Source organism: Brevundimonas sp. SPF441, assembly GCF_009661015.1.
Taxonomy (GTDB): domain Bacteria; phylum Pseudomonadota; class Alphaproteobacteria; order Caulobacterales; family Caulobacteraceae; genus Brevundimonas; species Brevundimonas vesicularis.
This window is the reverse complement of the sequence record NZ_WJWX01000032.1, coordinates 1-22,703: the sequence shown is the minus strand read 5'-3', so window position 1 is coordinate 22,703 and position 22,703 is coordinate 1. Positions and strand designations below refer to the sequence as shown.

Below are 22,703 nucleotides of genomic sequence, written 5' to 3'. Positions count from 1 at the left end.
ACCGGATATGCGTTGGGTGTTGTTTCTGGCGTCACTTGTGGCGGCCATCGGTTTGGCGGTGCTGACCGCGCAGACGCCCAAACCCCTGCCCGCTTCGACGCCTGCGGTTCAGTTCTCGGCCGCGCGCGCCATGATGGACGTGAACCGGATCGCACGAGCGCCGCATCCGGTCGGCTCGGCCGAGCATCGGCAGGTTCAGACCTATCTGGTCCAGAGGCTGACGGCGCTGGGGCTTCAGCCCAGCTTCCAGGCCGGGGCCCTGTCGCCGGCCGCCGTCGCGCGGCTCGAGCGGGAGGGTGGAAATGCGGGCGGCGTTCAGGCCGTCAACATTGTCGGTGTCCTGCCGGGACGGAATCCGGCCATGCCTGCCGTGGCCATGATGGCGCATTACGACACCTCGCCGACCTCGCCCGGCGCCGCCGACGACACGTCCGGCGTGGCCGCCATTCTGGAGGCCGTGCGCGCGATCAAGGCGCGGGGCGTCGCCGAGCGGACGCTGCTGGTCCTGTTCACCGACGCCGAGGAGCTGAATTTGGACGGGGCGCGGGCCTTTTTCAGCGAACATCCGCTGCGCGACGACATCGGGGCGATGATCAATCTGGAGGCGCGGGGCGGCGGCGGGCGCGCTATGATGTTCGAGACCGGACCCGGCAACGCCCAGACCATCGCCCGCTATGCGCAGGCGACCCAGAGGGCGACGGGCGGGCCGTCCAGCAACGCCCTGGCCATCTTCGTCTATCGGCTGATGCCCAATGGCACGGACTTCACCGTGGCGGCGGATCGGAGGCTGGCGGGGATCAATCTGGCCTTCATCGGCCGTCCGGCGCAGTACCACGCGCCGTCCTCGACGCCGCAGGCGCTGGATCAGGGTAGCGTGCAGCATATCGGCTCCCAGGCGTTGGAAATGGCCGATGACCTGTTGCGGGCGCCGACCCTGCCGCAGGCGACGCAGAACGCCGTCTATGCCGACGTCTTCGGCCTGTTCGTCGTGCAGCATTCGCCGGCGATCGGCTGGCTGCTGCTGACCGTGGGAGTCCTGGCGACGGCCTTCGCCGCCTGGGGCGCGCGCCATGCCACGGGCTTGCGGGCGACGTCGGTCGTGCGGGGCGCGGCGGATGGTCTGTGGCTGTTGGCCAGCGCGGTGGTGGTGGGACAGGCGGTGCGCGTCCTGGCCGGGCCGATCGGCCGTCGCGTGGATTCGGCCGACCTCTATTACACCTTGCTGCGTCGCCTGCCGTTTCTGGAAATTGCCGTGGCCCTTTCCATGCTGGCCCTGATTCTGATGCTGACCTCAGGGCGACGCCTGATGGGCCGATGGGGCGCATCGGGAGTGATACTGGCGGCATTCGCGATTGCAGCGGCGCTGGGTGGTTTTAGCCCGCCTGTCGTGGGGGCGACGGTGATTGCGCTGGCGCTCAGCCTAGCGCGGCCGAAACCGCAGGACGCAGACGCCGTCTGGGGCGGCTGGCTGGGGCTGATCATCTTGGTTCTGATCCTGGGCGGCGGGGTGCAGACGGTGGCGCCGGAAGCCGCCTTCCTGCTGCTGTGGCCCGGTCTGATCGCAGCCCTGGCCGCCGCATCGACGGCGGTGATCGGCGCCCGTCTCGGCTCGTGGGCATCCTTCGCACCCGCCGTCGTAACGACGGCGGTGGTCGGTGGGTGGTTGCTGGTTCAGGGGCATGGCGTCTTCCTGGGGGTCGGCATGGACATGCCTGGCGCGGTGGGGCCGATTGCCCTGATGATCGCGATGCTGGTCCGCCCGCTGGCGCCTCGCTCGGGCCGGGCCTTGCCGATCTTCGCCGCCGCCAGTCTGACGCTGGCCGTCGCGGTCGCCGTGGGCGCAAGGTTGGTCGCTTGATCCGGATGCGTTTCGCAGTCGTCCGAGCGATGAAACCCGGCTAAGGCTATCGCTGCTGTTTCTTGGGGCTCCGGCGCGCTTGCACCACCTTCACGTCAATGCGTTCACCGTCCTGTCGCTGGCGATCGCGATTTTGGGCGCGTGGACGGCTCTGGATCTGTTCAATCGAACCCGAAGCCAGATCGGCGCGACGCGTTTGCGCTGGCTTGGCGTCTCAGCCCTGGCGCTGGGCGTCAGCATCTGGTCGATGCATTTCATCGCCATGCTGGGGTTCGAGGCCGAAGGCCTCGTCTTCTATGATCCCGGCCTGACGCTGGTCTCCTTCCTGCTGGCGACGGGCGGCACGGCGGCGGCCTTCCTGACGGCGGGCACGGCGCAGGCCAGCCCCCTGCGACTGGCGCCGGCGGCCCTGCTGATGGGCGGGTCCATCGTCGCCATGCACTATGTCGGGATGGCGGCGATGCGGATGAACGCCGTCCTGAGTTATCAGCCCGTGCTGGTCGCCCTGTCGGTCGTGGTGGCGGTCGCCGCCGCCTACGCTGCCCTGGTGGCGGCCCGTCAGGAACGAGGTCTGGCCTGGCGCGCGGTCGCCGCAGTGATCCTGGGGATGGCCATCGTCTCCATGCACCATGTCGGCATGGCGGCCCTGATCCTGACCCCGACCGCCGACGCGGGGCCGTTGCAGGGCGGGGCGTCGCCGGTGGTATTGGCGGTCGCGGTGACGACCGGGGCGGTGACACTGCTTTTTCTCGCGCTCGGCGCCTCGATCGTCGATCAGCGGGCCAATGTTCTGGCGGCCGTGGACGCCGGCGGCGTGGGGTTCTGGGAAGCGACCCTGCCGATGAAGACGACGATGATGTCAGGCCGCGCGCGCGAAATCCTGTCCATCGATCCGTCCTGCCGTCTTGGCCCGAGCGAAGTCGGCGACCGTCTGTCGCCCGAGGATCTGCCGTTGCATCGTCAGGCGCTGGAGCGCGCCCTGGCCGGGGAGGGCGAATACGATCAGGAATGGCGTCTGCCGGCCTCTGGCCGCTGGATCCATCTGCGCGGACGCCTGATCCGCAGTCGTTCGGGCCGGCCGATCAAGATGTCGGGCGTCATCACCGACATCACGGATCGCCGCGAGGCCTTCGCCGCCTTGGCCGACAGCGAACGCTTGCAGCGATTGCTGATCAACGAACTGAATCACCGGGTGAAAAACACACTGGCCACGGTGCAGTCCATCGCCCACCAGACCGCGCGGCGCACGCCGGATGTCGCCACCTTCACCGCCCTTTTCGAAGCGCGGCTCGTGGCCCTGTCCAACACTCAGAATCTGCTGACGGCTGCGAACTGGGAGCATGTCGATCTGCGCGCCATGTTGGCTCAGGAACTGGCCCCCTATGCCGAGGAACAGGTCCGCCTGACCGGTCCGGCCGTCGATCTGAACGCGCAACAGACGTTGGGGATGGGGATGGTCTTTCACGAGCTGGCGGTGAACGCCGCCAAATACGGCGCCCTGTCGAACGCCTCGGGCTGTGTGCGGATCGACTGGTCCGTGGCGGAAGGCCATCTGCTGCTGGATTGGGTGGAAAGTGGTGGGCCGGCGGTGTCGCCGCCTCAGCGCAAGGGTTTCGGTTCGGTGCTGATCGACTCGACGATCAACCGCTCGCTGCACGGCTCGGCGGTCATGACTTACGACCCCGAAGGCGCCAGCTTCAGCCTGCGCCTTCCGCTTTAGCTGGCGTCAAAAACGGTCGTAGGTTTTGGATGTTCTCGTTTTGATCGATGAGAACATCTTGTGAACCAGAACAAACCATGCACATAGTCGACCTCACGAAACGGGGGCGGGTCCAGGCGGGTCTCTCCCAAGCTGAATGACGGGAATCATGGCAAGGGAGACGAAGGCAATGGCTTCACAGGCGGCACTCAAATTGGTGGGCAAGGACGACGGCGACAAGCAACGCGCCCTGGAGGCGGCGATCGCGCAGATCGATCGCGCCTTCGGCAAGGGTTCGGTGATGAAACTGGGCAAAGCGGGCGTGGTCGCCGAGATCGACAGCGTCTCGACCGGCTCGCTGGGCCTGGACATGGCGCTGGGCATCGGCGGCCTGCCGGTCGGGCGGGTGATCGAGGTGTTCGGCCCGGAATCCTCGGGCAAGACGACCCTGGCTCTGCACACCGTCGCGGAAGTGCAGAAGAAGGGCGGGGTCGCCGCCTTCGTCGACGCCGAACATGCGCTGGACCCGGTCTATGCCCAGAAGCTGGGCGTCAATCTGGATGATCTTCTGGTGTCGCAGCCGGACACCGGCGAGCAGGCGCTGGAGATCGTGGATACGCTGGTCCGGTCGGGCGCCGTGGACATCGTGGTCATCGACTCCGTCGCGGCCCTGACGCCGCGCGCCGAGATCGAGGGCGAGATGGGCGACAGCCTGCCGGGCCTTCAGGCGCGCCTGATGAGCCAGGCGCTGCGCAAGCTGACGGCCTCGATCTCCAAATCGAAATGCATTGTGCTGTTCATCAACCAGATCCGTCACAAGATCGGCGTCATGTACGGCTCGCCCGAGACGACGACGGGCGGCAATGCGCTGAAGTTCTACGCCTCGGTGCGTCTGGATATCCGCCGCACCGGCGCGATCAAGAACCGTGACGAGGTGGTCGGCAACACCACCCGGGTCAAGGTGGTCAAGAACAAGGTCGCCCCGCCGTTCCGCGAGGTCATCTTCGACATTATGTACGGCGAGGGCATCTCCAAACTGGGCGAAGTCATCGACCTGGGCGTTAAGGCCGGCATCATCGAAAAGTCGGGCAGCTGGTTCAGCTATGACTCCACCCGGATCGGTCAGGGCCGCGAGAATGTGCGCGAGTTCCTGAAGCAGAACCCCGACATCGCGGCCTCGATCGAAAAGGCCGTGCGCGCCTCGACCAACAAGATCGCCGACGAACTGCTGGGCACGCCCGAGCCGGACGAAGGCCAGGATCTGGAAGGCTAACACCAACATCCGTGGCTGGGCGGACTTTCAGAGTTTGTCCCGGGCTCGGTCCGGTCTTTTCACCGCTACTCCGTCGCCCCTAGCGACCCGCCACCGACCCCGCGAAGGGCGGCGGAGCGACCCGCTCGACCTCGTGTCGAGCGGGTCTTTCTTTTGATAGCGGAGCATCTTCCCCTTTCTTCATTCCGGGTCTGCGCTGCGCGCCCGGAATGAAGAAAGAAAAAGTGGTGCCAAACGAAAACGGGCGACCCGAAGGCCGCCCGTTCCGTCTTCTGTGGATGTCCGCGACCGATCAGGCGGCGGCCTTCTCCGGGGCGAACTTGCCGTAGAAGGTTTCGTTCTTCGCCGCCATGTCGCGCAGCAGCTGCGGGACCTTGAAGCGATCGCCATAGGTCGCGGCCAGACGGTCGGCGGTCTCGACGAACTTGGCCAGGCCGATGCCGTCGATCATGCTGATCGGGCCGCCGGTCCAGGGCGCGAAGCCCCAGCCCAGGATGGCGCCCAGATCGGCTTCGCGCGGATCGTCGATGACGCCCTCTTCCCAGCAGCGGGCCACTTCGACGGCCTGACGATACAGCAGGCGCGTCTTCAGCTCGTCGATCTGGGCGAAGGCGGTCGGTTCTTCCGGCTGGTCGATGCCCTTGGTGGTGGGGGCCAGTTCGCCCAGACCCTTCCAGATCGTCTTGGGCTTCTGATCGTAATCGTAGAAGCCCTTGCCGTTCTTGCGACCGAAGCGACCGCCCTCGACCATCTTGGCGACGATGTCGGCGCCTTCCGACGGGACGTATTTGTCGCCGAGATCCAGCGCCGTCTGTTTGGCGATCTTGTAAGACAGGTCCAGGGCGACGTCGTCGTGCATCTCCAGCGGGCCGCGCGGCATGCCGGTCATGCGACCGACATTGTCGATCAGGGCGGGGCCGTAGCCCTCTTCCAGCATCGCCATGCCCTCCATCAGGAAGGTGGAGAAGCAGCGCGAGGTGTAGAAACCGCGGCTGTCGTTGACGACGATCGGCGTCTTCTTGATCTTCAGCACATAGTCCAGCGCCTTGGCGATGGCGGCCTGACCCGTCTTTTCGCCCAGAATGATCTCGACCAGCATCATCTTGTCGACGGGCGAGAAGAAGTGGATGCCGATGAAGTCCTCGGGCCGCACCGAGGCCTCGGCCAGGCCGGTGATCGGCAGGGTCGAGGTGTTGGAGCCGAAGACGGCGCCCTCGACCAGTTGCGCCTCGGCGCGCTTGGTCACGTCGGCCTTGATCTCGCGGTTTTCGAACACGGCCTCGACGACCAGGTCCGAGCCCTTGATCAGCTCATAGTCGGTCGTCGCCGTGACCGAACCCAGCAGGGCGTCATACTTCTCCTGCGTCAGCTGACCGCGTGACAAGCGCTTCTTCAGCAGCTCCTCGACGTGGGCCTTGCCCTTGTCGGCGGCTTCCTGCGTCTGGTCGATCAGGATGGTTTCGATGCCGGCCAGCGCCTGCACATAGGCGATGCCCGCGCCCATCATGCCGGCGCCGATGACCGTGACCTTCTTCGGATCGGACTTGGGCACGCCGGCCGGGCGAACGGCGCCCTTGTCGAGCTCCTGCTTGGACAGGAACAGCGAACGGATCATGGCCTGCGCCTGCGGCGTCATCAGGGTCTTGATGAAGTAGCGGGTCTCGATGCGCAGAGCCGCATCCATCGGCACCTGAGCGCCTTCGTAAACGGCCTTCATCAGGTTCACGACGGCCGGATAGTTGCCGTAGGACTGCTTGCGCAGCATGGCGTTGCCGACCATGAAGTTCTGGATGCCGGCCGGGTGATAGGGGCCTCCGCCGGGCAGTTTGAACGACTTCTCGTCCCAGGGCTGCACGGCCTTGCCGCCGTTCTTGATCCAGGCCTTGGCGGCCTCGACCGACTGGCCTTTCTCGACCACCTCATGCACGATGCCGGCGCCCTTGGCGTCGTTCGGGCGGAAGGACTTGCCCTCGCTCATCGCCATCATGGCGTTCTGGACGCCGACCAGGCGCGTCAGGCGCTGGGTGCCGCCGCCGCCGGGGAACAGACCGACCTTGATCTCAGGCAGGCCCAGCTGGATCTTGTTGTCGTTCTCGACCACGCGGTAGTGAGCGGCCAGGGTGAACTCCAGTCCGCCGCCCAAGGCCAGGCCGTTGATCGCGGCCGCGATCGGCTTGCCCGAGGTTTCCAGCGCACGGAAGGCGCCGTTCAGCTTCCAGCCGGCGTCGAACGCCTTCTGGAGGTCGCCGCCGCCCGACAGCACGCCGCCGGCCATGTCGCCCAGGTCCGCGCCGGCGCAGAAGCCCGAGGCCTTGCCTGAGGTGATGACGGCGCCCTTGATGGCGTCGTCGGTCTTGATGCGTTCGACCAGCTCGGGGATTTCCTTCATCACCAAGGAGGTCAGGGTGTTCATCGAACGGCCCGGAACATCAAAGGTGATCAGGGCGATGCCGTCGGCGTCGACGTCGATCTTGAAGTTTTCCATATCCATTTGCTCCTGGATCAGACGCGTTCGATGACGGTGGCGGTGCCCATGCCGCCGCCGATGCACAGGGTGACCAGGGCGGTCGACTTGTTCGAGCGCTCCAGCTCGTCCAGGGCGATGCCGGTGATCATGGCGCCGGTGGCGCCGAGCGGGTGGCCCATCGAGATACCGCCGCCGTTCACGTTCATCTTGGCGTGGTCGATATTCAGGGCCTGCATGTAGCGCAGCACGACGGCGGCGAAGGCCTCGTTCAGCTCCCACAGGTCGATGTCGTCGGGCGTCATGCCCAGCTTGCCCAGCAGCTTGCGGGTCACATATTCCGGGCCGGTCAGCATGATCGACGGCTCCGAACCGATCGAGGCGCCGCCCAGGATCTTGGCGCGGGGCTTCAGGCCCAGGGCCTGGCCGGCTTCCAGCGAACCGATCAGCACGCCGGCCGAACCATCGACGATGCCGGACGAGTTGCCCGGCGTGTGGACGTGATTGACGCGCTCGACCTCGGGATAGCGCTGATTGATTACGCCGTCGAAGGCCATTTCGCCCATCATGGCGAAGGAGGGGTTCAGGCCGCCGAGCGCCTGCATGTCCGTGTTCGGACGGATCGTCTCGTCATGATCCAGGATGGTCAGGCCCAGCTGGTCCTTGACGCCGATGACCGAGTTCTTGAACCGACCCTCGGCCCAGGCCTTGGCGGCGCGCTTGTGGCTCTCGACCGAATAGGCGTCCACGTCGTCGCGGCTGAAGCCGTATTTGGTGGCGATCATGTCCGCCGACACGCCTTGCGGCACGAAATAGGTCGGGAAGGCCGACGAAGGGTCGGTCGGCCAGGCGCCCATATCCGAACCCATCGGCACGCGGCTCATGACCTCGACGCCGCCGCCGACGGCGAAGTCGGCCTCGCCGGACTTCACCTTGGCCGTCGCCATGTTCACGGCTTCCAGGCCCGAGGCGCAGAAGCGGTTGATCTGGACGCCCGCCGTATATTGAGACCAGCCGGCCGAAAGCACGGCGGTGCGCGCGATGTCGGCGCCGAGTTCGCCCACGGGCGTGACGCAGCCCAGGATGACGTCGTCGACCTTGGAGGTGTCCAGGTCGTTGCGGTCGCGCAGCGCTTCCAGCACCTGGGTCGCCAGGCTGAGGCCGGTGATCTCGTGCAGCGAGCCGTCCTTCTTGCCCTTGCCGCGCGGCGTGCGGACGGCGTCGTAGATATAGGCGTCAGCCATGGAAATGCGTCTCCATCTTTGGGCCCATCCTCAACATGCGGCAGGTCGCGGCACGACGGACAGGGCGGTTCCAAGCGTGGACGCCAAGAACCCTACGTTTACGTCAACGTCAAGTAATAAGCCGCGTGATCGCGGCCGCTTGAGGCGGATGCCTCAGCGGATAGACGCGACAAGAGCGTGGGAAAGACGGTAGAGCGTCCGCTGTCAGCGCGGCGGAATACGGGTCGCGCCGCCGGTGATCTTGCAGGCGTATTCGGTCTGCGGACGCCCGGTCTGAACGCCAGTCGGCGTCAGAATGCCTTGGTCACGCGTGCAGGCGGCCTCCAGAGCGTTCAGTTCCTGCTGATAGCTATTGGTCGCGCCTATCGTGCTGCAGCCCGAAAGCAGCGGCAGGGCAATGGCGGCGGAAAGGATGAGGATACGCATGGTTCGCTGCTCCCTTTGGAGCGTCAACCGCTCCGCATAGCCCCCCGGCCTTCGAAGACTACTGCGTCGCCGACAGCCTGACCAGCTTGCCGTTCTGTTCGTCGGTGATGGCCCAGACCGACCCGTCGCCGCCGACCGCCACGTCGCGGATGCGTTCGCCTAAGTCTGTCAGCAGGCGCTCTTCGCCCACCACCCGGTCATTCTGGATCACCAGACGCGCAATATGTTTTTCCTTCAGGCCCGCGACCAGCAGGTTGCCGTCCCAGCCGGTGAACATGGCACCCTGATAGAAGGTTGCGCCGCCGGGTGCGATCACCGGATCCCAGTAATAGACGGGCTGTTCGGTGCCATCCTTTTGGGTGGCGCCGCTGTTGATCTGACCGCCCGCATATTCGACGCCGTAGGCCGCATCCGGCCAGCCGTAGTTGGCGCCGGCCTTGTCCAGATTGACCTCGTCGCCGCCGCGCGTGCCGTGTTCAATGGTCCAGATCGCGCCCGTTCCCGGCTGAACGGCGACGCCCTGAACGTTGCGGTGTCCCAGGCTCCAGATTTCCGGCAGGGCGCCGGCGCGGCCGACGAAGGGGTTGTCCTGCGGGACTGTGCCGTCGGCGTTGATGCGGATGGTCTTACCCATGTGCGAGCCCAGATCCTGCGCCTGAGGCCGCATCGGCTTGTCCGAGCGTTCGCCCAGTGTGATGAACAGCTTGCCGTCCGGCGCGAAGGCCAGGGACGACCCGAAATGCTTGTCGCCGTCATAGACGGGCAGGGCGCGGAAGATGACCTGGACGTTCTCGACGCGTGATCCGTCGTCCAACAGACGCCCGCGCGCGACCGAGGTGGCGTTGCCGCCCTCGCGCGGTTCGGCATAGCTCCAATAGATCATGCGATCCTGCGCGAAGCTCGGTCCGACGATCACATCCAGCAGGCCGCCTTGACCGCGCGCATCGACAGCTGGCAGGCCCGTGAGCGGTTCGCCGACCTGGCCCTGGGCGGTGATGATGCGCAGACGGCCCGGCTTTTCCGTCACCAGCCAGCGGCCGTCGGGCAGGGCCGCCAGACCCCAGGGGTGGACAAGGTCCGAGGCGACCACCGTATGGGTCATGGCTTGTTCGGTCTTGACGCCCGGCGCGCGGGTCTGGCCGGCGAAGGCCGGTTGTTGATCGGGATTGTTCGCCGAACGGGTTTCCAGCGGGGCCCCAGCCTGAGGCGCAGCAACGGCGCTCTCGCTATTCGCGCCACAGGCGGCGGCGAGAACGAGCAGGGATGTCGAGGCGGCGGCGACGATCAGGCGCATGAAGGACGAGCTCCGGCTGGGCTGTGGGCAGTCGTTACGAAAAGGCGAAGCCAGCGTTACTGTTCCTGCCGCAAGCCGTCTTGCGCTCTATCGCCGCAGGTTCTGGTCCGAGACGACTTGAACCGCGCGCCCGACGGCGATATAGGCACGCCTCTTTCGCGCTGGCCCCGGCCTCGCGCAGGGCCCGGGACTGGGTAGCTCAGATGGTTAGAGCGGTGGATTCATAACCCACAGGTCGGCGGTTCGATCCCGCCTCCAGTCACCACCTCATACCCGCTGCAACCTGCGCCGTTGTGCTGCGTTTTCCGGTCGAGATTTCAACCTTGACCGGAGTTTCGTCGTGACGATCCGAACCAAAGCCCTGATGGCGGCCGTCGCCGCAATGACGCTGGGCGCAGCCGCCTGCACCCAGGCCGAGCAGGAAAAGACCGAGGCGCATGCCGAGGCTGCGGCCGACAAGACGGCCGATGTCGCGTCTCAGGCCGGGGAAGTGATCGAGGGCGGCGCGATGAAGGCGGCGCAGGCGGTCGAGAGCGGCGCCGGCAAGGTCGCCGACAAGCTGGAAACCGAACAGGCCGAAGCGGCGGCCGAGGGCAAGCCCGGCGCGATCAATCCCGCGACCGATCAGCGCGTGCCGGCGAACACAAACTAAAGTCGATCAGGCGGGGGGCGGCGCGCCGCCTTCCGCCAGGATCGCATCGATCAAAGCGCGGGCTTCTTGGCTGGACCAGTCCGCCTCACCCTTCATGACAGCCCGAATGCGGCCCTGACGATCCAAGATAATGGTCTGCGGCATGGCGCCCTTGCCGGGAAACTCGAACGGCAGCTGGAATTTGGCGTCACTGTAAAACGGCAGGGGCGCGTGGTCGGCCAAGAAACGTTTCGCCTCGGCTGCGGCTTCGGGTGTGGCGTCCACGTTGATCGGCAGGACGACCAGATCCTCGTTCGCCTCATAGGCCTTCGCCAGCGCCTGGAGCGTCGGCATCTCCGCCTTGCACGGCGCGCACCACATCGCCCAAAGGTTGACGACCACGACCTTGCCCTGAAAAGCCGAGAAACGGACGGCTGTGCCCGTGCGATCGCGGAACGCGTATTCGGGCGCCGGTTTCGACGCGGCCGGGGTCGACAACGCGGCCAGGGATCCGACCGCGAAGCGCGCCAGGTCGCTTTTTGGCGCCTCGGCGGCGGTTGTGGTCTGTTCGACTTGCGCCTTCTGGCGATGATTGGCGTATAGCGACATCGCCATGCCGCCGGCGCCGGCGATGGTGCTGACGACGACGACCGCGCCGACGACCGCCCAGATCGCCTTTCTTGAGCCGCTCATGACCGAAACACCTTCTTCCGACGCCAATCCATCCGGCGGTTCGACTGCGCCGGTGAAGCCCGCGGGTCAAGACATGTGGGGCGGACGCTTTTCGTCGCGCCCCGCCGAGATCATGCAGGCGATCAACGTCTCCATCGGCGTGGACCAGCGCCTGTGGCGTCAGGATCTGGCCGGATCGCGGGCCCACTGCCGCATGCTGGCCAAGCAGGGCATCATCGCGCAGGCCGATGCGGACGCGATCCTGGGCGGGCTGGAGGTCATCCAGTCCGAGATCGAGGCCGGGACCTTCCCGTTCCGCGAACAGTTCGAGGACATCCACATGAATGTGGAGGCGCGCCTCAATGAATTGATCGGCGAGCCGTCGGGCCGGCTGCACACGGCGCGCAGCCGCAACGATCAGGTCGCGGTCGATTTCCGCCTGTGGGTGCGCGACGCCTGCGATCGCTCAGTCGCGCAGTTGAAGGCGCTGCAGGCCGCGTTGCTGACGCGCGCCGAACAGCATGCCGGCGACCTGATGCCCGGTTTCACCCATTTGCAGACCGCTCAGCCCGTGACCCTGGGTCACCATCTGATGGCCTATGTCGAGATGTTTGGCCGTGATGCCGGACGTTTCGCCGACGCCCGCGCTCGGATGAATGAAAGCCCGCTGGGGGCGGCGGCCCTGGCCGGCTCTCCCTTCCCCATCGATCGTCAGGCGACGGCGGCGGATCTGGGTTTCGATCGACCGATGGCGAACTCGCTGGACGCGGTGTCGGACCGCGACTTCGCATTGGAAAGCCTGGCCGCCGCCTCGATCACGGCCGGGCATCTGTCGCGCTTGGCTGAGGAGATCGTGGTCTGGATGACGCCGATGTTCGGTTTCGCCAGCCTGCCCGACGACCTGACCACCGGCTCGTCGATCATGCCGCAGAAGCGCAATCCGGATGCCGCCGAACTGGTGCGGGCCAAGACCGGGCGGATCATGGGTTCGCTGGTCGCTCTGTCCACGGTGATGAAGGGCCTGCCGCTGGCCTATTCCAAGGATATGCAGGAGGACAAGCCGCCGGTGTTTGAGGCCTTCGACGCCCTGGATCTGGCCTTGGTCGCGATGACGGCGATGGTTTCGGCCCTGCAACCCAACACCCAACGGATGGCCCAGGCGGCGGGCGCGGGCTTTTCGACCGCGACAGACCTAGCCGACTGGCTGGTGCGCGAACTGAACCTGCCGTTCAGAAAGGCGCACCACGTGACCGGCGCGGCGGTCAAACGGGCGGAGGGGTTGGGCGTGGATCTGTCGCAACTGCCGCTGGAAGAAATGCAGAAACTGGAGCCAGGGATCACCGAAGCGGTTTACAAGGTGCTGACCGCCGAGGCTTCGTGCCAAAGCCGCCAAAGCTATGGGGGAACCGCGCCGGAACAGGTCCGTGCGCGCATCGCCGACTGGAGAGCCCGCCTGTGAAAAAATCTCTGATCCTCGCGGGCGCGCTCGCCCTCCTGACCTCCGCCTGCGGCCGGATGGCCGATCTGGAATCGCCGGTGCGCGAGACCGAGCGTGCGCCGCGCAGCAGCCGAGCGCCGGGGCTGCCCGAGCCGGCGACCATGAACCGTCCGTCCAGCAGCGTGCCGATCGACGGCGGCCCGTCCAACCCGATCGGCGCCGGCGCCGCCCAGAACGACCCGCGGTAAGTTGCACCATTTCGACCTGAAGGACGGCGCCCTCCATGCCGAGGGCGTGCCGCTGGAGCTGATTGCGGACGAGGTCGGCACGCCGGCCTATGTCTATTCGACCGCGACCCTGAAGCGGCATTACGGCCTGCTGCGCGCTGCCGCCGATGCGCATCGGGACGCTTTGGGCGAGGCCCTGATCGCCTTTGCGGTCAAGGCCAACTCCAACCTTTCGGTGTTGGCGACCCTAGCGAAACTGGGGTCCGGCGCAGACACCGTCTCCGAGGGCGAAATCCGCCGCGCCTTGGCCGCCGGCGTGCCGTCCGACCGGATCATCTTCTCCGGCGTTGGCAAGACCGATGTGGAAATGGCCTTCGCCATCAGCGTCGGCGTGCGTCAGATTAATGTCGAATCCGGCGCCGAGCTGGATCGGCTGATCGCCGTTGCAGCCATGATGGATGCCTCGCCGGCCATCGCCGTCCGGGTCAATCCGAACGTGGGAGCGGGCGGTCACGCCAAGATCACCACGGGCGGCAAGGGCGACAAGTTCGGCGTGCCGGTCGAGGAGGCGATGGACCTCTATGCCCGCGCCTCGGCCTCGCCCCATGTCACGCCGGTGGGCTTGGCCTGCCATATCGGCAGCCAGATCACTGACCTTAAGCCGCTGGAGGCCGCCTTCGAGGTTTTGGCGGACATGACGCGCAAACTGCGGGCGCAGGGTCATGCCGTGACCCGGCTGGATCTGGGCGGGGGGCTGGGCGTGCCCTATTCCGGCGGGACCGAACCGCCGTCGCCGGCCGAATATGTCGCCATGGCCGCGCGGGTTCTGAACGGGCTGGATGTCGAGGCGGCGTTCGAACCGGGCCGGCTGCTGGCCGCCAACGCCGGCGTGCTGCTCAGCCAGGTGATCCAGGTCAACGAACGCTCGGACGGACGGCGCTTTCTGGTGCTGGACGCGGCGATGAACGACCTGATGCGGCCGGCGCTGTACGACGCCTTCCACGACATCCAGCCGGTCAATCCGCGCGAGGGCGGGGCGACGGCCTATGACGTGGTCGGGCCGGTGTGCGAGACGGGCGACACCTTCGCGCGGGACCGCGCGCTGCCGCCGCTGGAGACCGAGGACCTGATCGTCTTCACCGGCGCAGGGGCTTACGGCGCGGTGATGTCCAGCGAATACAACAGCCGGCCCCTGGTCCCCGAGGTGCTGGTGGATGGCGATCAGTGGGCCGTGATCCGGCCACGCCCGACCTATGAAGAGATGCTGGACCGCGAGCCGTTCGCCGATTGGCTTTGATCACCGATTCTTCTCGACCGTTATAAAGTAACACGCTATAGGGCCGGTCATGTCCCCCGGTCCCGAACAGTCCGTCATGCTTTCCCTGCTGGGCGGCGGCTTCGTTGCGGCCTTTCTGCATGCGGCCCTGCCGACCCACTGGCTGCCGTTCACCCTGGTTGGGCGGGCGCAAGGCTGGCGACCGTCGCGGATCCTGATGGCGGTGACGGCGGCGGGCCTGGCGCATATCGCCACGACGGCGGTGGTCGGTGGTCTGATCGTGGCGGCGGGTCTGGCGCTGGATCAGTGGATCGAGGGCGTGCTGCCTCACCTTGCGGCGGTGCTGCTGTTCCTGTTCGGCGCCTTCTATCTGGCGCGCGCGACCCTGAAGCGCCCGGCCATGGCCGGTGGTCCCGCGGTCGAGACGCCCGAGCCGGCCGTGTCCGACAAGGCCGCCTTCCTGGGTCTGGTCGCCATGATGGCGGTCTCGCCGGGCGAAGTGCTGCTGCCCATCTATCTGTCTTCGGCCTCGGCGGGTCTTGGCGCCCTGGCGCTGTTGACGGTGGTGTTCGCGGCGGGGACGATCGCCGGCATGGCGGTCTTCACGGCCCTGGCCAGCGCCGGCGCCTCGATCCTGCGGCTGGAGCGATGGGCGCGATATGAGGGGGCGGTGCTGGGCGTGGCCCTGATCGCCTTGGGCCTCATGGTCGCCATGCACCAACACTGACGCGATATTACATGATAACATTCAATGCGTTATCATGTATCGGCTTGGCTGTTTCGCCAGAGGGCGTATAGGCGACCCATGAACGCCGCGCACGACCACAGCCCCAGCCACCGGCATGACCACGATTATGCGGATCACGGCCATGGGCATTCTCACAGCCACCACGGACACAGCCACGGTCACGGCGGTCATAGCCACGGCCCGGTGGACACCGGCGACTGGCGCTATGCCGTCGGTCTGGTGGTCAATCTGCTGTTCGTGGCGTGCGAGTTCGGCGCCGGCCTGATCGCGGATTCGACCGCCCTGTTGGCCGACGCCGGGCATAATCTGTCGGACGTGCTGGGTCTGGCCATGGCGGGCGGCGCGGCCTGGCTGGCGCGACGCGGCGCACATGGGGCGGCGGGCGGTCGGCGGACCTATGGTTTCGGCAAGGCGACGGTGCTGGCGGCGCTGGGCAATGCGTTGCTGCTGATCTTCGCCTGCGGGGCCATCGCGTTCGAGGCCGTGCGGCGGTTCAACGAGCCTGCGCCGGTCGGCTCGGGCGTCATCATGGCGGTCGCCGGCATCGGCTTCGTCATCAACCTGGGCACTGCGCTGCTGTTCATGAAGTCGCAGCGCGATCTGAATGCGCGCGGCGCCTATCTGCACATGATGGCCGACGCAGGCGTGTCGCTGGGCGTGGTGCTGGCGGGCGGGCTGATCATGATGACCGGCTGGTCGGTGGTCGACCCGCTGGTCAGCCTGGCGATCGTGGTCGTGATCCTGTGGTCGACCTGGGGCCTGCTGAAGGACTCGGTCCATCTGGCCATGGACGGCGCCCCGACGGGCGTGGACGTGCGGGCTCTGGAGCAGGCGCTGGTCGGCCTGCCGGGCGTGCGAGCCGTGCATGATCTGCACGTCTGGGGACTGTCGACGACCGAGACGGCCCTGACCGCCCACCTGGTCCACGACCGCGCGGACACGGCGGCCCTGATCTGCGAGGCCCAGGCGGTGGCGAAGCGCTACGCCATCGGCCACACGACCTTGCAGCTGGAGACCGAGCCGCTGCCGGATTGCCCGGGCTGCTGAGCCCTCAGGCCTGTTCGAACGTCACCGGCGCGCCCCAGAACTGGGACACCAGTTCCGACTGCGGCCCGGCCTGGCCGGTGGTCAGGAAGTCGCGACGCCCGCTGTCGCCCAGATCGTATTCGGGGTGCGCCTTGAAATAGCGCTCCAGCGCATCCGCCACCGCCGTCGGCTGTTCGATCAGAACGGTGCCGGCCGGCAGGGCTTGGGCGAACAGTTCGGCGACGATCTCATAGTGGGTGCAGCCCAGGATGGCCTTGTCCGGGTGGCGGCCGATGCGGCGACGCAGCGCATCGACGTGGTCGTCGATCACCACCTTCAGCTCTTCCGGCGGCGCGCCCAGCTCGATCAGACCCGCCAGGCCGGGGCAGGGTTCGGAGAAGACGGCGATGTCCTCGCGCCGCTTGTCGATCTCGATCTCATAGACGCGGCTGATAGCCGTGGCGGCGGTGCAAAAGACGCCGGTGATGTCGATGGAGGCGACCTTTTCGCCTTCCTGCGGGCGCTCAGCTTCAAAGCTCCAGGGCTTGCCGGTCGCCGCCTCGATGGTCGGTACGATTATGCCCAGGATGTTGACCGGGTGGCCCAGACGCTCGCGCAGACCCGGCAGCCAGGTCTGTTGCAGGCGGCGAAGCGCAATGGCGCTGGCGGTGTTGCAGGCCAGGACGACGACGGAGGCGCCGGCCTCGAACAGGCGCTCGCAGCCGGTTTTCGTCAGTTCGACGATGTCTTCGCCACCGCGCCCGCCATAGGGGGCGTGGGCCTGATCGGCCAGATAGACGAAGTCCCGCTGGGGGAAGCGTCGGGTCAGTTCGCGATGGACAGTCAGGCCGCCCACGCCGGAGTCGAAAACGCCAATAGCCATGGCCCGGCTTTAGAACAGTGCGACGACGTATCCAACCGGATTGGCGACAAGTTTATCCCCGCGTCAGGTGACGGGCGCGATCCGTGCGCCTAAGTGTATCGCAACCATGATCTTGTTTCGGAGCATTCCATGCATAGACGCCAGCTTCTCATCGCGGGCGGCAGCCTGATGGCCCTGTCGGCCTGCGCCTCAACAGGCGCGACCTCGGGCGGGTCCGCTGCGGCGCCGTCCGCCGCCAGCGTCGCCGAGGAAGCGCGCATCGCCCGCGCCGTCCTGCCCAGCCAGACGCCGAGCGCCGAGCTGCTGCAGGCCTGGACCGGGAAGTATGATGGCGTTCCGCCCTTCGACAAGGTGACGCCGGCCAAGCTGCGCGAAGCCATGCTGGAAGGCATCGAACTGCAGCGCGCCGACATCGCCGCCATCGCCAACAACCCCGAGGCCCCGACGTTCGCCAACACCATGGCGGCGCTGGAGCTGGCCGGCGAGCCGCTGGACCGGGCGTCCAACGTCTATGGCGTAATGACCTCCAACATCGGCGGCGAAGCCTATGACGCGGTCGACACCGAGCTGTCGCCGCTGCTGTCCGCTGCTTCGGACGAGATCACCTTCAACGAGAAGCTGTTCCAGCGGGTCAAGACCGTCGCCGACACCGCGGACGCGGCGGGCCTCAGCGCCCAGCAGAAGCGTCTGGCCGAGCGTCGCCGCGATGCCTTCATCCGTTCGGGCGCCAATCTGGACGCGGCCGGCAAGGCCGAACTGGGCCGGATCAACACCGCCCTGTCCAACGCCTTCACCCGCTTCGGCCAGAAGGTCGTCGCTGATGAGAATTCCTGGACGCTGATCCCCAACGAGGCCGGCGTGCGGGGCCTGCCAGATTCCAACAAGGCCGCCGCCGCCAGCGCGGCGCGCAGCCGCAATCTGCAAGGCTGGGCGATCCTGAACACGCGTTCGGCGGTCGATCCCTTCCTGACCTTCGCCGACGACCGGGCCCTGCGCGAGCAGGTCTGGAAGAAGTTCGTCAATCGCGGCGACAACGGCGACGCCAACGACACCAACGCCACCATCGCCGAGATCGTGAAACTGCGCGACCAACGCGCCAAGCTGCTGGGCTATCGCAACCACGCCGAACTGCGCATGCAGGACACGATGGCCAAGACCCCGGCCAATGCTCAGGCCCTGATGGATCGCGTCTGGGCGCCGGCCAAGGCTCGCGTCGCCGAGGAAGTCGCCGACATGAAGGCGATCGCCGGCTTCGACATCGAGCCGTGGGACTACCTCTACTTCGCCGAGAAGGTGCGTAAGGCCAAGTACGACCTGGATCAGAACCAGCTGAAGCCCTACTTCGAGCTGAACGCGGTCCGCGCCGGCTCCTTCGCCATGGCCGAGCGCCTGTACGGCTTCCAGTTCAAGAAGCTGCCCAAGGGATCGGTGCCGACCTTCGAGCCCGACGTCGAGGCCTATGAGGTCTATGACAAGAGCCGGGACGGCCGCCTGATCGGTCTGTACTACACCGACGATTACGCCCGCCCGGGCAAGCGTTCGGGCGCCTGGATGACCACCTATCGGTCGTTCTCGCAGCTGGACGGCGCCAAGGTCATTCTGGCGTCGAACAACAACAACTTCACCAAGCCGGAGCCGGGCGAGCCCGTTCTGATCTCGCTGGACGACGCCGAGACCCTGTTCCACGAGTTCGGCCACGCCCTGCACTATCTGTCGTCGGTGGTGACCTATCCGTCGTACGGCAACACGCCGCGCGACTTCGTCGAATATCCGTCGCAGGTGCACGAGCACTGGGTGCTGAGCCGCCCGATCTTGGACGGCTATCTGAAGCACTATCAGACGGGCGCGGCCATGCCGGCCGAATTGGTCAACAAGATCGAGGCCGCCGCCACCTTCAACCAGGGCTATGCGACCGTCAGCTATCTGTCCTCGGCCATCGTGGACATGGACCTGCACACCCAGGCCGTACCGCCGACCGATATCGACGCGTTCGAAAAGGCCAGCCTGGCGCGGATCGGCATGCCCAAGGAGATCGTGATGCGGCACCGCCTGCCGCAGTTCAATCACCTGTTCACGTCGGACGCCTATTCGGCGGGCTACTACAGCTATCTGTGGTCCGAGACGATGGACGCCGACACCTGGGCCTATTTCGAAGAGTCGGGCGACGTGTTCAATCCGGACATCGCCGGCCGCTTCAAGTCGATCATGCTGGCCCCCGGCAACACCACCGATCGCGCCGAAGCCTATCGCGCCTTCCGCGGTCGCGACCCGGACGTGGCGGCCCTGCTGAAGGTCCGGGGCTTCCCGGTTTCCTGATCAAGGGTATTCCGTTCTTCGGGACGGATGAGGCCTTGGTGAAAGCCGCCTATCTAGAAGTCGGACGCCGCCGGACGATCTGTCCGGCGGCGTCTTGCGTTTCAAGCGTTGAAGGCGAAGCGCCCGCGCGCATATTCGGCTCGGCGATGGTCGGGCAACAGAGACAACGCTTCCTGCCGGAAACTATTGCGACAGACCGGGCGCTCAATCGATCGGACACTACGGCAAAAGCGATCTGCGGCGCCGTTGACGCGTGCGTCGAATGCAGCCGCTCCATGTCGGGTCGACAGATCGAGATCGCCATAGGGGATGTGGGCTTCGAACTGCGCGGCGTTTGCTGAACCGGCCGAGAGGACCGCGGCGGCCGTGATAGAGACGATTTTGAGCATGATCCTGAGTTCCGTTTTCCAACCCCTTGTTGTCCGGGGTGGCTAACGGTGAAGCTGGATCCGATCGAAACGGCGAAGCTTCTGCGGCCGAATGGCGCCGCTTCAATAATTTGACGTCATGACATTTCGGTCAGGATCGACCCGTCTGCGCATCCGATGCTTCTTCTACTGAGGCTTCTCACGCTCTAAGTCAGGGCAGGCATCTGCTGGAGATTTCATGACCGTCGTCGCCTCCTACGTCTATCGTGACGGCCAGCGCGTGCGAGAGGCGCCGCTGACGCCCGAGGGGTTGGCGCTGGAGCCGGGCGAGTTCGTCTGGGTGGGGATATACGATCCGACGGACGCCGAGATCGATGTCCTGGTGGAACGATTCAAGCTGCATCCGCTGGCGGTCGAGGACGCCCTGGCGGCGCACCAGATGCCCAAGGTCGAGGTCTATGGCCGCGAACTGTTCGTGGTGGCGCGCACGGCGATGAAGATCGATGACCGGCTGGCCTATGGCGAAACGCACGTCTTCGTCGGTGACGACCATGTGGTCAGCATCCGTCACGGCTCGGCCCGCGCCCACAACCATTTGCGCACACAGCTGGAAGCCTCGCCGCTGCAGCTGAAGAAGGGTCCCGACTTCGTCCTGCACGGCATTCTGGATTTCATCGTCGACGCCTATGCCCCCATCGTCGACGATGTCGAGGACAGCGTTCTGGAGATGGAGCAGCGGACGCTGGACGCTTTTCTGTCACGCCTGGAAATCCGCCGGCTGTTCACCCTGCGCCGCGAGTTGCTGAAGTTCCGGCGCATCCTGGGGCCGATGGAGGAGGTGCTGGGACGGCTTCAGTCGCTGGACCTGCCCTGTATCGACCCGGACGTGCGGCCCTATTTCCGCGACGTGGGGGACCATGTGCGGCGGGTGAACAGCCGGCTGGGGGGCTTGAACGACATCCTGTCGTCGGTCTTCGAAGTGGCCAACCTACTGGAGCAGCAGCGTCAGGGCCTGATCACCCGCAAACTCGCCGCTTGGGCCGCCATCCTGGCCGTGCCGACCGCGATCGCCGGCATCTACGGCATGAACTTCGAGCACATGCCCGAGCTGCGCTGGGAATACGGATATTATGCGGTCCTTAGCGTGATCGCGGCTATCTGCGCGGCGCTGTATGTGACGTTCAAGCGGACGAAGTGGCTGTAGTCACCCGCTGTTTCGCAGGCCTGCCGCCACGCCGTTGATGGCCAGAAGGATGCCCTCGCGGACGCGGGGGTCGTCGTCGCCTGCGCGGCGGCGGCGGATCAGTTCGATCTGGACGTGGTTCAGCGGCTCGACATAGGGCATGCGCAGCCGGATCAGCCGGTCCAGCTCAGGCTGACCGCCCAGCAGGGCGTCATGGCCGGTGATGGCCAGGATGGCGTCGTGGGTGCGCTGCCACTCCTCGCGGATTTCACCATAGATGCGCGACGCCAGCGACGCATCGGGGACAAGGGTGGCGTAGCGGCGGGCGATGGTCATGTCGGACTTGGCCATGACCATCTCCATGTTCTGGACCAGCGTCTTGAAGAAGGGCCAGGCCTCGGCCATCGCCTTCAGCTCGTCCATGTCCTTGCCCTGGACCGCCGAGCCGAAGCCGAACCAGCCGGGCAGCATGACCCGGCTTTGCGACCAGCTGAACACCCAGGGAATGGCCCGCAGATCCTCGATCCGCGTCGAGGCGGTGCGCGACGACGGGCGCGAGCCGATCTTCAGATCGGCGATCTCGGCGATGGGGGTGGCGGCGCGGTAGTAGTCGACGAAGCCGTCGGTCTCATAGACCAGCTTGCGATAGGCGGCCATCGAACGCGCCGACAGCTCCGACAGGGTCGCGCCGTGTTCGGCGGTGAAGGCGTGATCCGTGCCCTTGCCCAGCGAGGCCAGCATGGCGCCGCAGGTCAGGGCGTCCAGATTGCGAAGCGCGATTTCCGGCTCGCCGTATTTGTTGGCGATGACCTCGCCCTGCTCGGTGGTGCGGATGCGGCCCTGGACCGTGCCTTCAGGCTGGGCCAGGACGCCGGCGAAGGACGAACCGCCGCCGCGCCCGACCGTGCCGCCGCGCCCATGGAACAGTTGCAGCTTCAGCCCGTGTTTCTGCGTCACCTCGACCAGGGCGCGCGAGGCCTCGTGCAGCTCCCAGCCCGAGGTCAGGTAGGAGCCGTCCTTGTTCGAATCCGAATAGCCGATCATCACCTCCTGCACGCCGCGCGCCTTGGCGACGGCGAGGGCCGACGGCTCCTGCAACAGCCGCTCCAGCGTTGGGCGGGCGGCGCGAAGGTCTTCAATGGTCTCGAACAGGGGCGCGGCCTGGATGGGACAGGCGGCGGGGTCTTCGGGTCGGTAGAGACCGACCTCCCTGAGCAGCAGATAGACTTCCAGCAGGTCGGAAGCCGCGTCAGTCTTGGACACGATATGAGTGCGGATCGCCTGGGGCCCGAAGGCGGCGAGCGCTGTCGCGGCGGCCTGAAGGATGGCGCGTTCCTTCAGCGTTTCCGGCTCATAGTCGGCATAGGGGCTGAACAGCAGGCGCGACGAGGCCAGTTCGGCGGCAAGCACTTTCAGGCGACCTTCCTCGTCCAGCGCCAGATAGTCGGACTGGACGCCCGCGACCTTGAGCAGGTCGGCGACAACACGTTCATGGACGTCGGCGTTCTGGCGCATGTCCAGTGTCGCCATATGGAAGCCAAACACCTCGACCGCCGTGATCAGATCGCTGAGCCGGTCGTCGGCGAAGACGCCACCGTGGTGCGACACCAGGCTGTCGTGAAGCGTCTTCAGATCGGCTTCGAAGGCGTCGGGCCCCGGATAGGGTTCGGCCTTGAC

Annotated in this window: 19 protein-coding genes and 1 tRNA gene; 12 read left to right on the top strand and 8 right to left on the bottom strand. The window is 66.3% G+C overall.

Features of this window, described 5'->3' with window-relative positions:
* Positions 1-7 precede the first annotated feature (7 nt).
* The 3 genes from GGC30_RS14730 (at position 8) to recA (ending at position 4,830) form a co-directional block, all read left to right on the top strand.
* On the top strand, positions 8-1,858 hold the full coding sequence (locus GGC30_RS14730) for a M20/M25/M40 family metallo-hydrolase (RefSeq protein WP_153925696.1): 1,851 nt from the start codon (positions 8-10) through the stop codon (positions 1,856-1,858).
* 79 nt (positions 1,859-1,937) lie between these two features.
* Entirely contained in the window at positions 1,938-3,578 is a 1,641-nt protein-coding gene (locus GGC30_RS14725; RefSeq protein ID WP_153925693.1) for an MHYT domain-containing protein, read from the top strand.
* 169 nt (positions 3,579-3,747) lie between these two features.
* Entirely contained in the window at positions 3,748-4,830 is a 1,083-nt protein-coding gene (recA, locus tag GGC30_RS14720; RefSeq protein WP_055754312.1) for a recombinase RecA, read from the top strand.
* A gap of 292 nt (positions 4,831-5,122) precedes the next feature.
* Here the strand turns inward: recA and GGC30_RS14715 are convergent, their stop codons facing one another.
* The 4 genes from GGC30_RS14715 to GGC30_RS14700 form a co-directional block, all read right to left on the bottom strand.
* Entirely contained in the window at positions 5,123-7,315 is a 2,193-nt protein-coding gene (locus GGC30_RS14715) for a 3-hydroxyacyl-CoA dehydrogenase NAD-binding domain-containing protein (protein ID WP_153925692.1), read from the bottom strand.
* Between the two features lie 17 nt (positions 7,316-7,332).
* Positions 7,333-8,538 (bottom strand): acetyl-CoA C-acetyltransferase, encoded by a 1,206-nt coding sequence (locus GGC30_RS14710; protein ID WP_045809961.1) that lies wholly within the window; start codon positions 8,536-8,538, stop codon positions 7,333-7,335.
* A gap of 204 nt (positions 8,539-8,742) precedes the next feature.
* Entirely contained in the window at positions 8,743-8,964 is a 222-nt protein-coding gene (locus GGC30_RS14705; RefSeq protein WP_153925689.1) for a hypothetical protein, read from the bottom strand.
* Between the two features lie 58 nt (positions 8,965-9,022).
* Positions 9,023-10,258: a PQQ-dependent sugar dehydrogenase gene (locus tag GGC30_RS14700; RefSeq protein WP_153925687.1), complete on the bottom strand. Its 1,236-nt coding sequence runs from the start codon at positions 10,256-10,258 to the stop codon at positions 9,023-9,025.
* Between the two features lie 188 nt (positions 10,259-10,446).
* Between GGC30_RS14700 and GGC30_RS14695 the strand changes: the two genes are divergently transcribed.
* Positions 10,447-10,523, top strand: a tRNA-Met gene (locus GGC30_RS14695).
* 75 nt (positions 10,524-10,598) lie between these two features.
* Complete coding sequence (locus GGC30_RS14690) at positions 10,599-10,910, top strand: hypothetical protein (RefSeq protein ID WP_292078263.1); 312 nt, start codon at positions 10,599-10,601, stop codon at positions 10,908-10,910.
* Between the two features lie 6 nt (positions 10,911-10,916).
* On the opposite strand, the gene GGC30_RS14685 is transcribed toward GGC30_RS14690, so the two are convergent.
* Positions 10,917-11,582 carry a TlpA disulfide reductase family protein gene (locus tag GGC30_RS14685; RefSeq protein ID WP_153925686.1) on the bottom strand — a complete coding sequence of 222 codons (666 nt, stop codon included), beginning with the start codon at positions 11,580-11,582 and terminating at the stop codon, positions 10,917-10,919.
* Between GGC30_RS14685 and argH the strand changes: the two genes are divergently transcribed.
* The 5 genes from argH to GGC30_RS14660 all read left to right on the top strand — a co-directional run bounded on the left by argH (position 11,581) and on the right by GGC30_RS14660 (position 16,297).
* On the top strand, positions 11,581-13,020 hold the full coding sequence (gene argH / locus GGC30_RS14680; RefSeq protein WP_370452012.1) for an argininosuccinate lyase: 1,440 nt from the start codon (positions 11,581-11,583) through the stop codon (positions 13,018-13,020). The genes GGC30_RS14685 and argH overlap by 2 nt on opposite strands.
* Entirely contained in the window at positions 13,017-13,247 is a 231-nt protein-coding gene (locus tag GGC30_RS14675) for a hypothetical protein (RefSeq protein WP_055807399.1), read from the top strand. Before argH ends, GGC30_RS14675 begins: the two co-directional genes overlap by 4 nt.
* Before the next feature lies 1 nt (position 13,248).
* Positions 13,249-14,523: a diaminopimelate decarboxylase gene (gene lysA / locus GGC30_RS14670; protein ID WP_153925685.1), complete on the top strand. Its 1,275-nt coding sequence runs from the start codon at positions 13,249-13,251 to the stop codon at positions 14,521-14,523.
* Between the two features lie 49 nt (positions 14,524-14,572).
* The gene (locus GGC30_RS14665; RefSeq protein ID WP_153925684.1) at positions 14,573-15,229 is read left to right on the top strand and encodes a hypothetical protein; all 657 of its coding nucleotides are present in this window, start codon (positions 14,573-14,575) and stop codon (positions 15,227-15,229) included.
* A gap of 78 nt (positions 15,230-15,307) precedes the next feature.
* Positions 15,308-16,297: a cation diffusion facilitator family transporter gene (locus GGC30_RS14660; protein WP_153925683.1), complete on the top strand. Its 990-nt coding sequence runs from the start codon at positions 15,308-15,310 to the stop codon at positions 16,295-16,297.
* A gap of 4 nt (positions 16,298-16,301) precedes the next feature.
* Here the strand turns inward: GGC30_RS14660 and GGC30_RS14655 are convergent, their stop codons facing one another.
* Complete coding sequence (locus GGC30_RS14655; protein ID WP_153925681.1) at positions 16,302-17,159, bottom strand: glutamate racemase; 858 nt, start codon at positions 17,157-17,159, stop codon at positions 16,302-16,304.
* A gap of 129 nt (positions 17,160-17,288) precedes the next feature.
* Between GGC30_RS14655 and GGC30_RS14650 the strand changes: the two genes are divergently transcribed.
* Entirely contained in the window at positions 17,289-19,475 is a 2,187-nt protein-coding gene (locus tag GGC30_RS14650; RefSeq protein ID WP_153925679.1) for a M3 family metallopeptidase, read from the top strand.
* A 101-nt stretch (positions 19,476-19,576) separates the two neighbouring features.
* Here the strand turns inward: GGC30_RS14650 and GGC30_RS14645 are convergent, their stop codons facing one another.
* Positions 19,577-19,864, bottom strand: coding sequence for a UrcA family protein (locus tag GGC30_RS14645; RefSeq protein WP_153925677.1), 288 nt, complete (start codon positions 19,862-19,864; stop codon positions 19,577-19,579).
* A 217-nt stretch (positions 19,865-20,081) separates the two neighbouring features.
* Here GGC30_RS14645 and GGC30_RS14640 point away from each other — a divergent pair, with 217 nt between their 5' ends.
* Positions 20,082-21,047: a magnesium and cobalt transport protein CorA gene (locus GGC30_RS14640; protein WP_153925675.1), complete on the top strand. Its 966-nt coding sequence runs from the start codon at positions 20,082-20,084 to the stop codon at positions 21,045-21,047.
* Here the strand turns inward: GGC30_RS14640 and GGC30_RS14635 are convergent.
* A partial coding sequence (locus tag GGC30_RS14635) for a phosphoenolpyruvate carboxylase (protein WP_153925673.1) occupies positions 21,048-22,703 on the bottom strand: 1,656 nt, incomplete at its 5' end. It lies immediately after the preceding gene.

Excerpts from the sequence above, each read along its gene's own strand:
- GGC30_RS14700 (WP_153925687.1), bottom strand. The coding sequence starts at position 10,258 with ATGCGCCTGATCGTCGCCGCCGCCTCGACATCCCTGCTCGTTCTCGCC.
- GGC30_RS14645 (WP_153925677.1), bottom strand. The coding sequence starts at position 19,864 with ATGCTCAAAATCGTCTCTATCACGGCCGCCGCGGTCCTCTCGGCCGGT.
- recA (WP_055754312.1), top strand. The coding sequence starts at position 3,748 with ATGGCTTCACAGGCGGCACTCAAATTGGTGGGCAAGGACGACGGCGAC.
- GGC30_RS14730 (WP_153925696.1), top strand. The coding sequence starts at position 8 with ATGCGTTGGGTGTTGTTTCTGGCGTCACTTGTGGCGGCCATCGGTTTG.
- GGC30_RS14650 (WP_153925679.1), top strand. The coding sequence starts at position 17,289 with ATGCATAGACGCCAGCTTCTCATCGCGGGCGGCAGCCTGATGGCCCTG.
- GGC30_RS14715 (WP_153925692.1), bottom strand. The coding sequence starts at position 7,315 with ATGGAAAACTTCAAGATCGACGTCGACGCCGACGGCATCGCCCTGATC.
- GGC30_RS14685 (WP_153925686.1), bottom strand. The coding sequence starts at position 11,582 with ATGAGCGGCTCAAGAAAGGCGATCTGGGCGGTCGTCGGCGCGGTCGTC.
- GGC30_RS14660 (WP_153925683.1), top strand. The coding sequence starts at position 15,308 with ATGAACGCCGCGCACGACCACAGCCCCAGCCACCGGCATGACCACGAT.
- GGC30_RS14665 (WP_153925684.1), top strand. The coding sequence starts at position 14,573 with ATGTCCCCCGGTCCCGAACAGTCCGTCATGCTTTCCCTGCTGGGCGGC.
- GGC30_RS14710 (WP_045809961.1), bottom strand. The coding sequence starts at position 8,538 with ATGGCTGACGCCTATATCTACGACGCCGTCCGCACGCCGCGCGGCAAG.
- GGC30_RS14705 (WP_153925689.1), bottom strand. The coding sequence starts at position 8,964 with ATGCGTATCCTCATCCTTTCCGCCGCCATTGCCCTGCCGCTGCTTTCG.
- argH (WP_370452012.1), top strand. The coding sequence starts at position 11,581 with ATGACCGAAACACCTTCTTCCGACGCCAATCCATCCGGCGGTTCGACT.
- GGC30_RS14640 (WP_153925675.1), top strand. The coding sequence starts at position 20,082 with ATGACCGTCGTCGCCTCCTACGTCTATCGTGACGGCCAGCGCGTGCGA.
- GGC30_RS14655 (WP_153925681.1), bottom strand. The coding sequence starts at position 17,159 with ATGGCTATTGGCGTTTTCGACTCCGGCGTGGGCGGCCTGACTGTCCAT.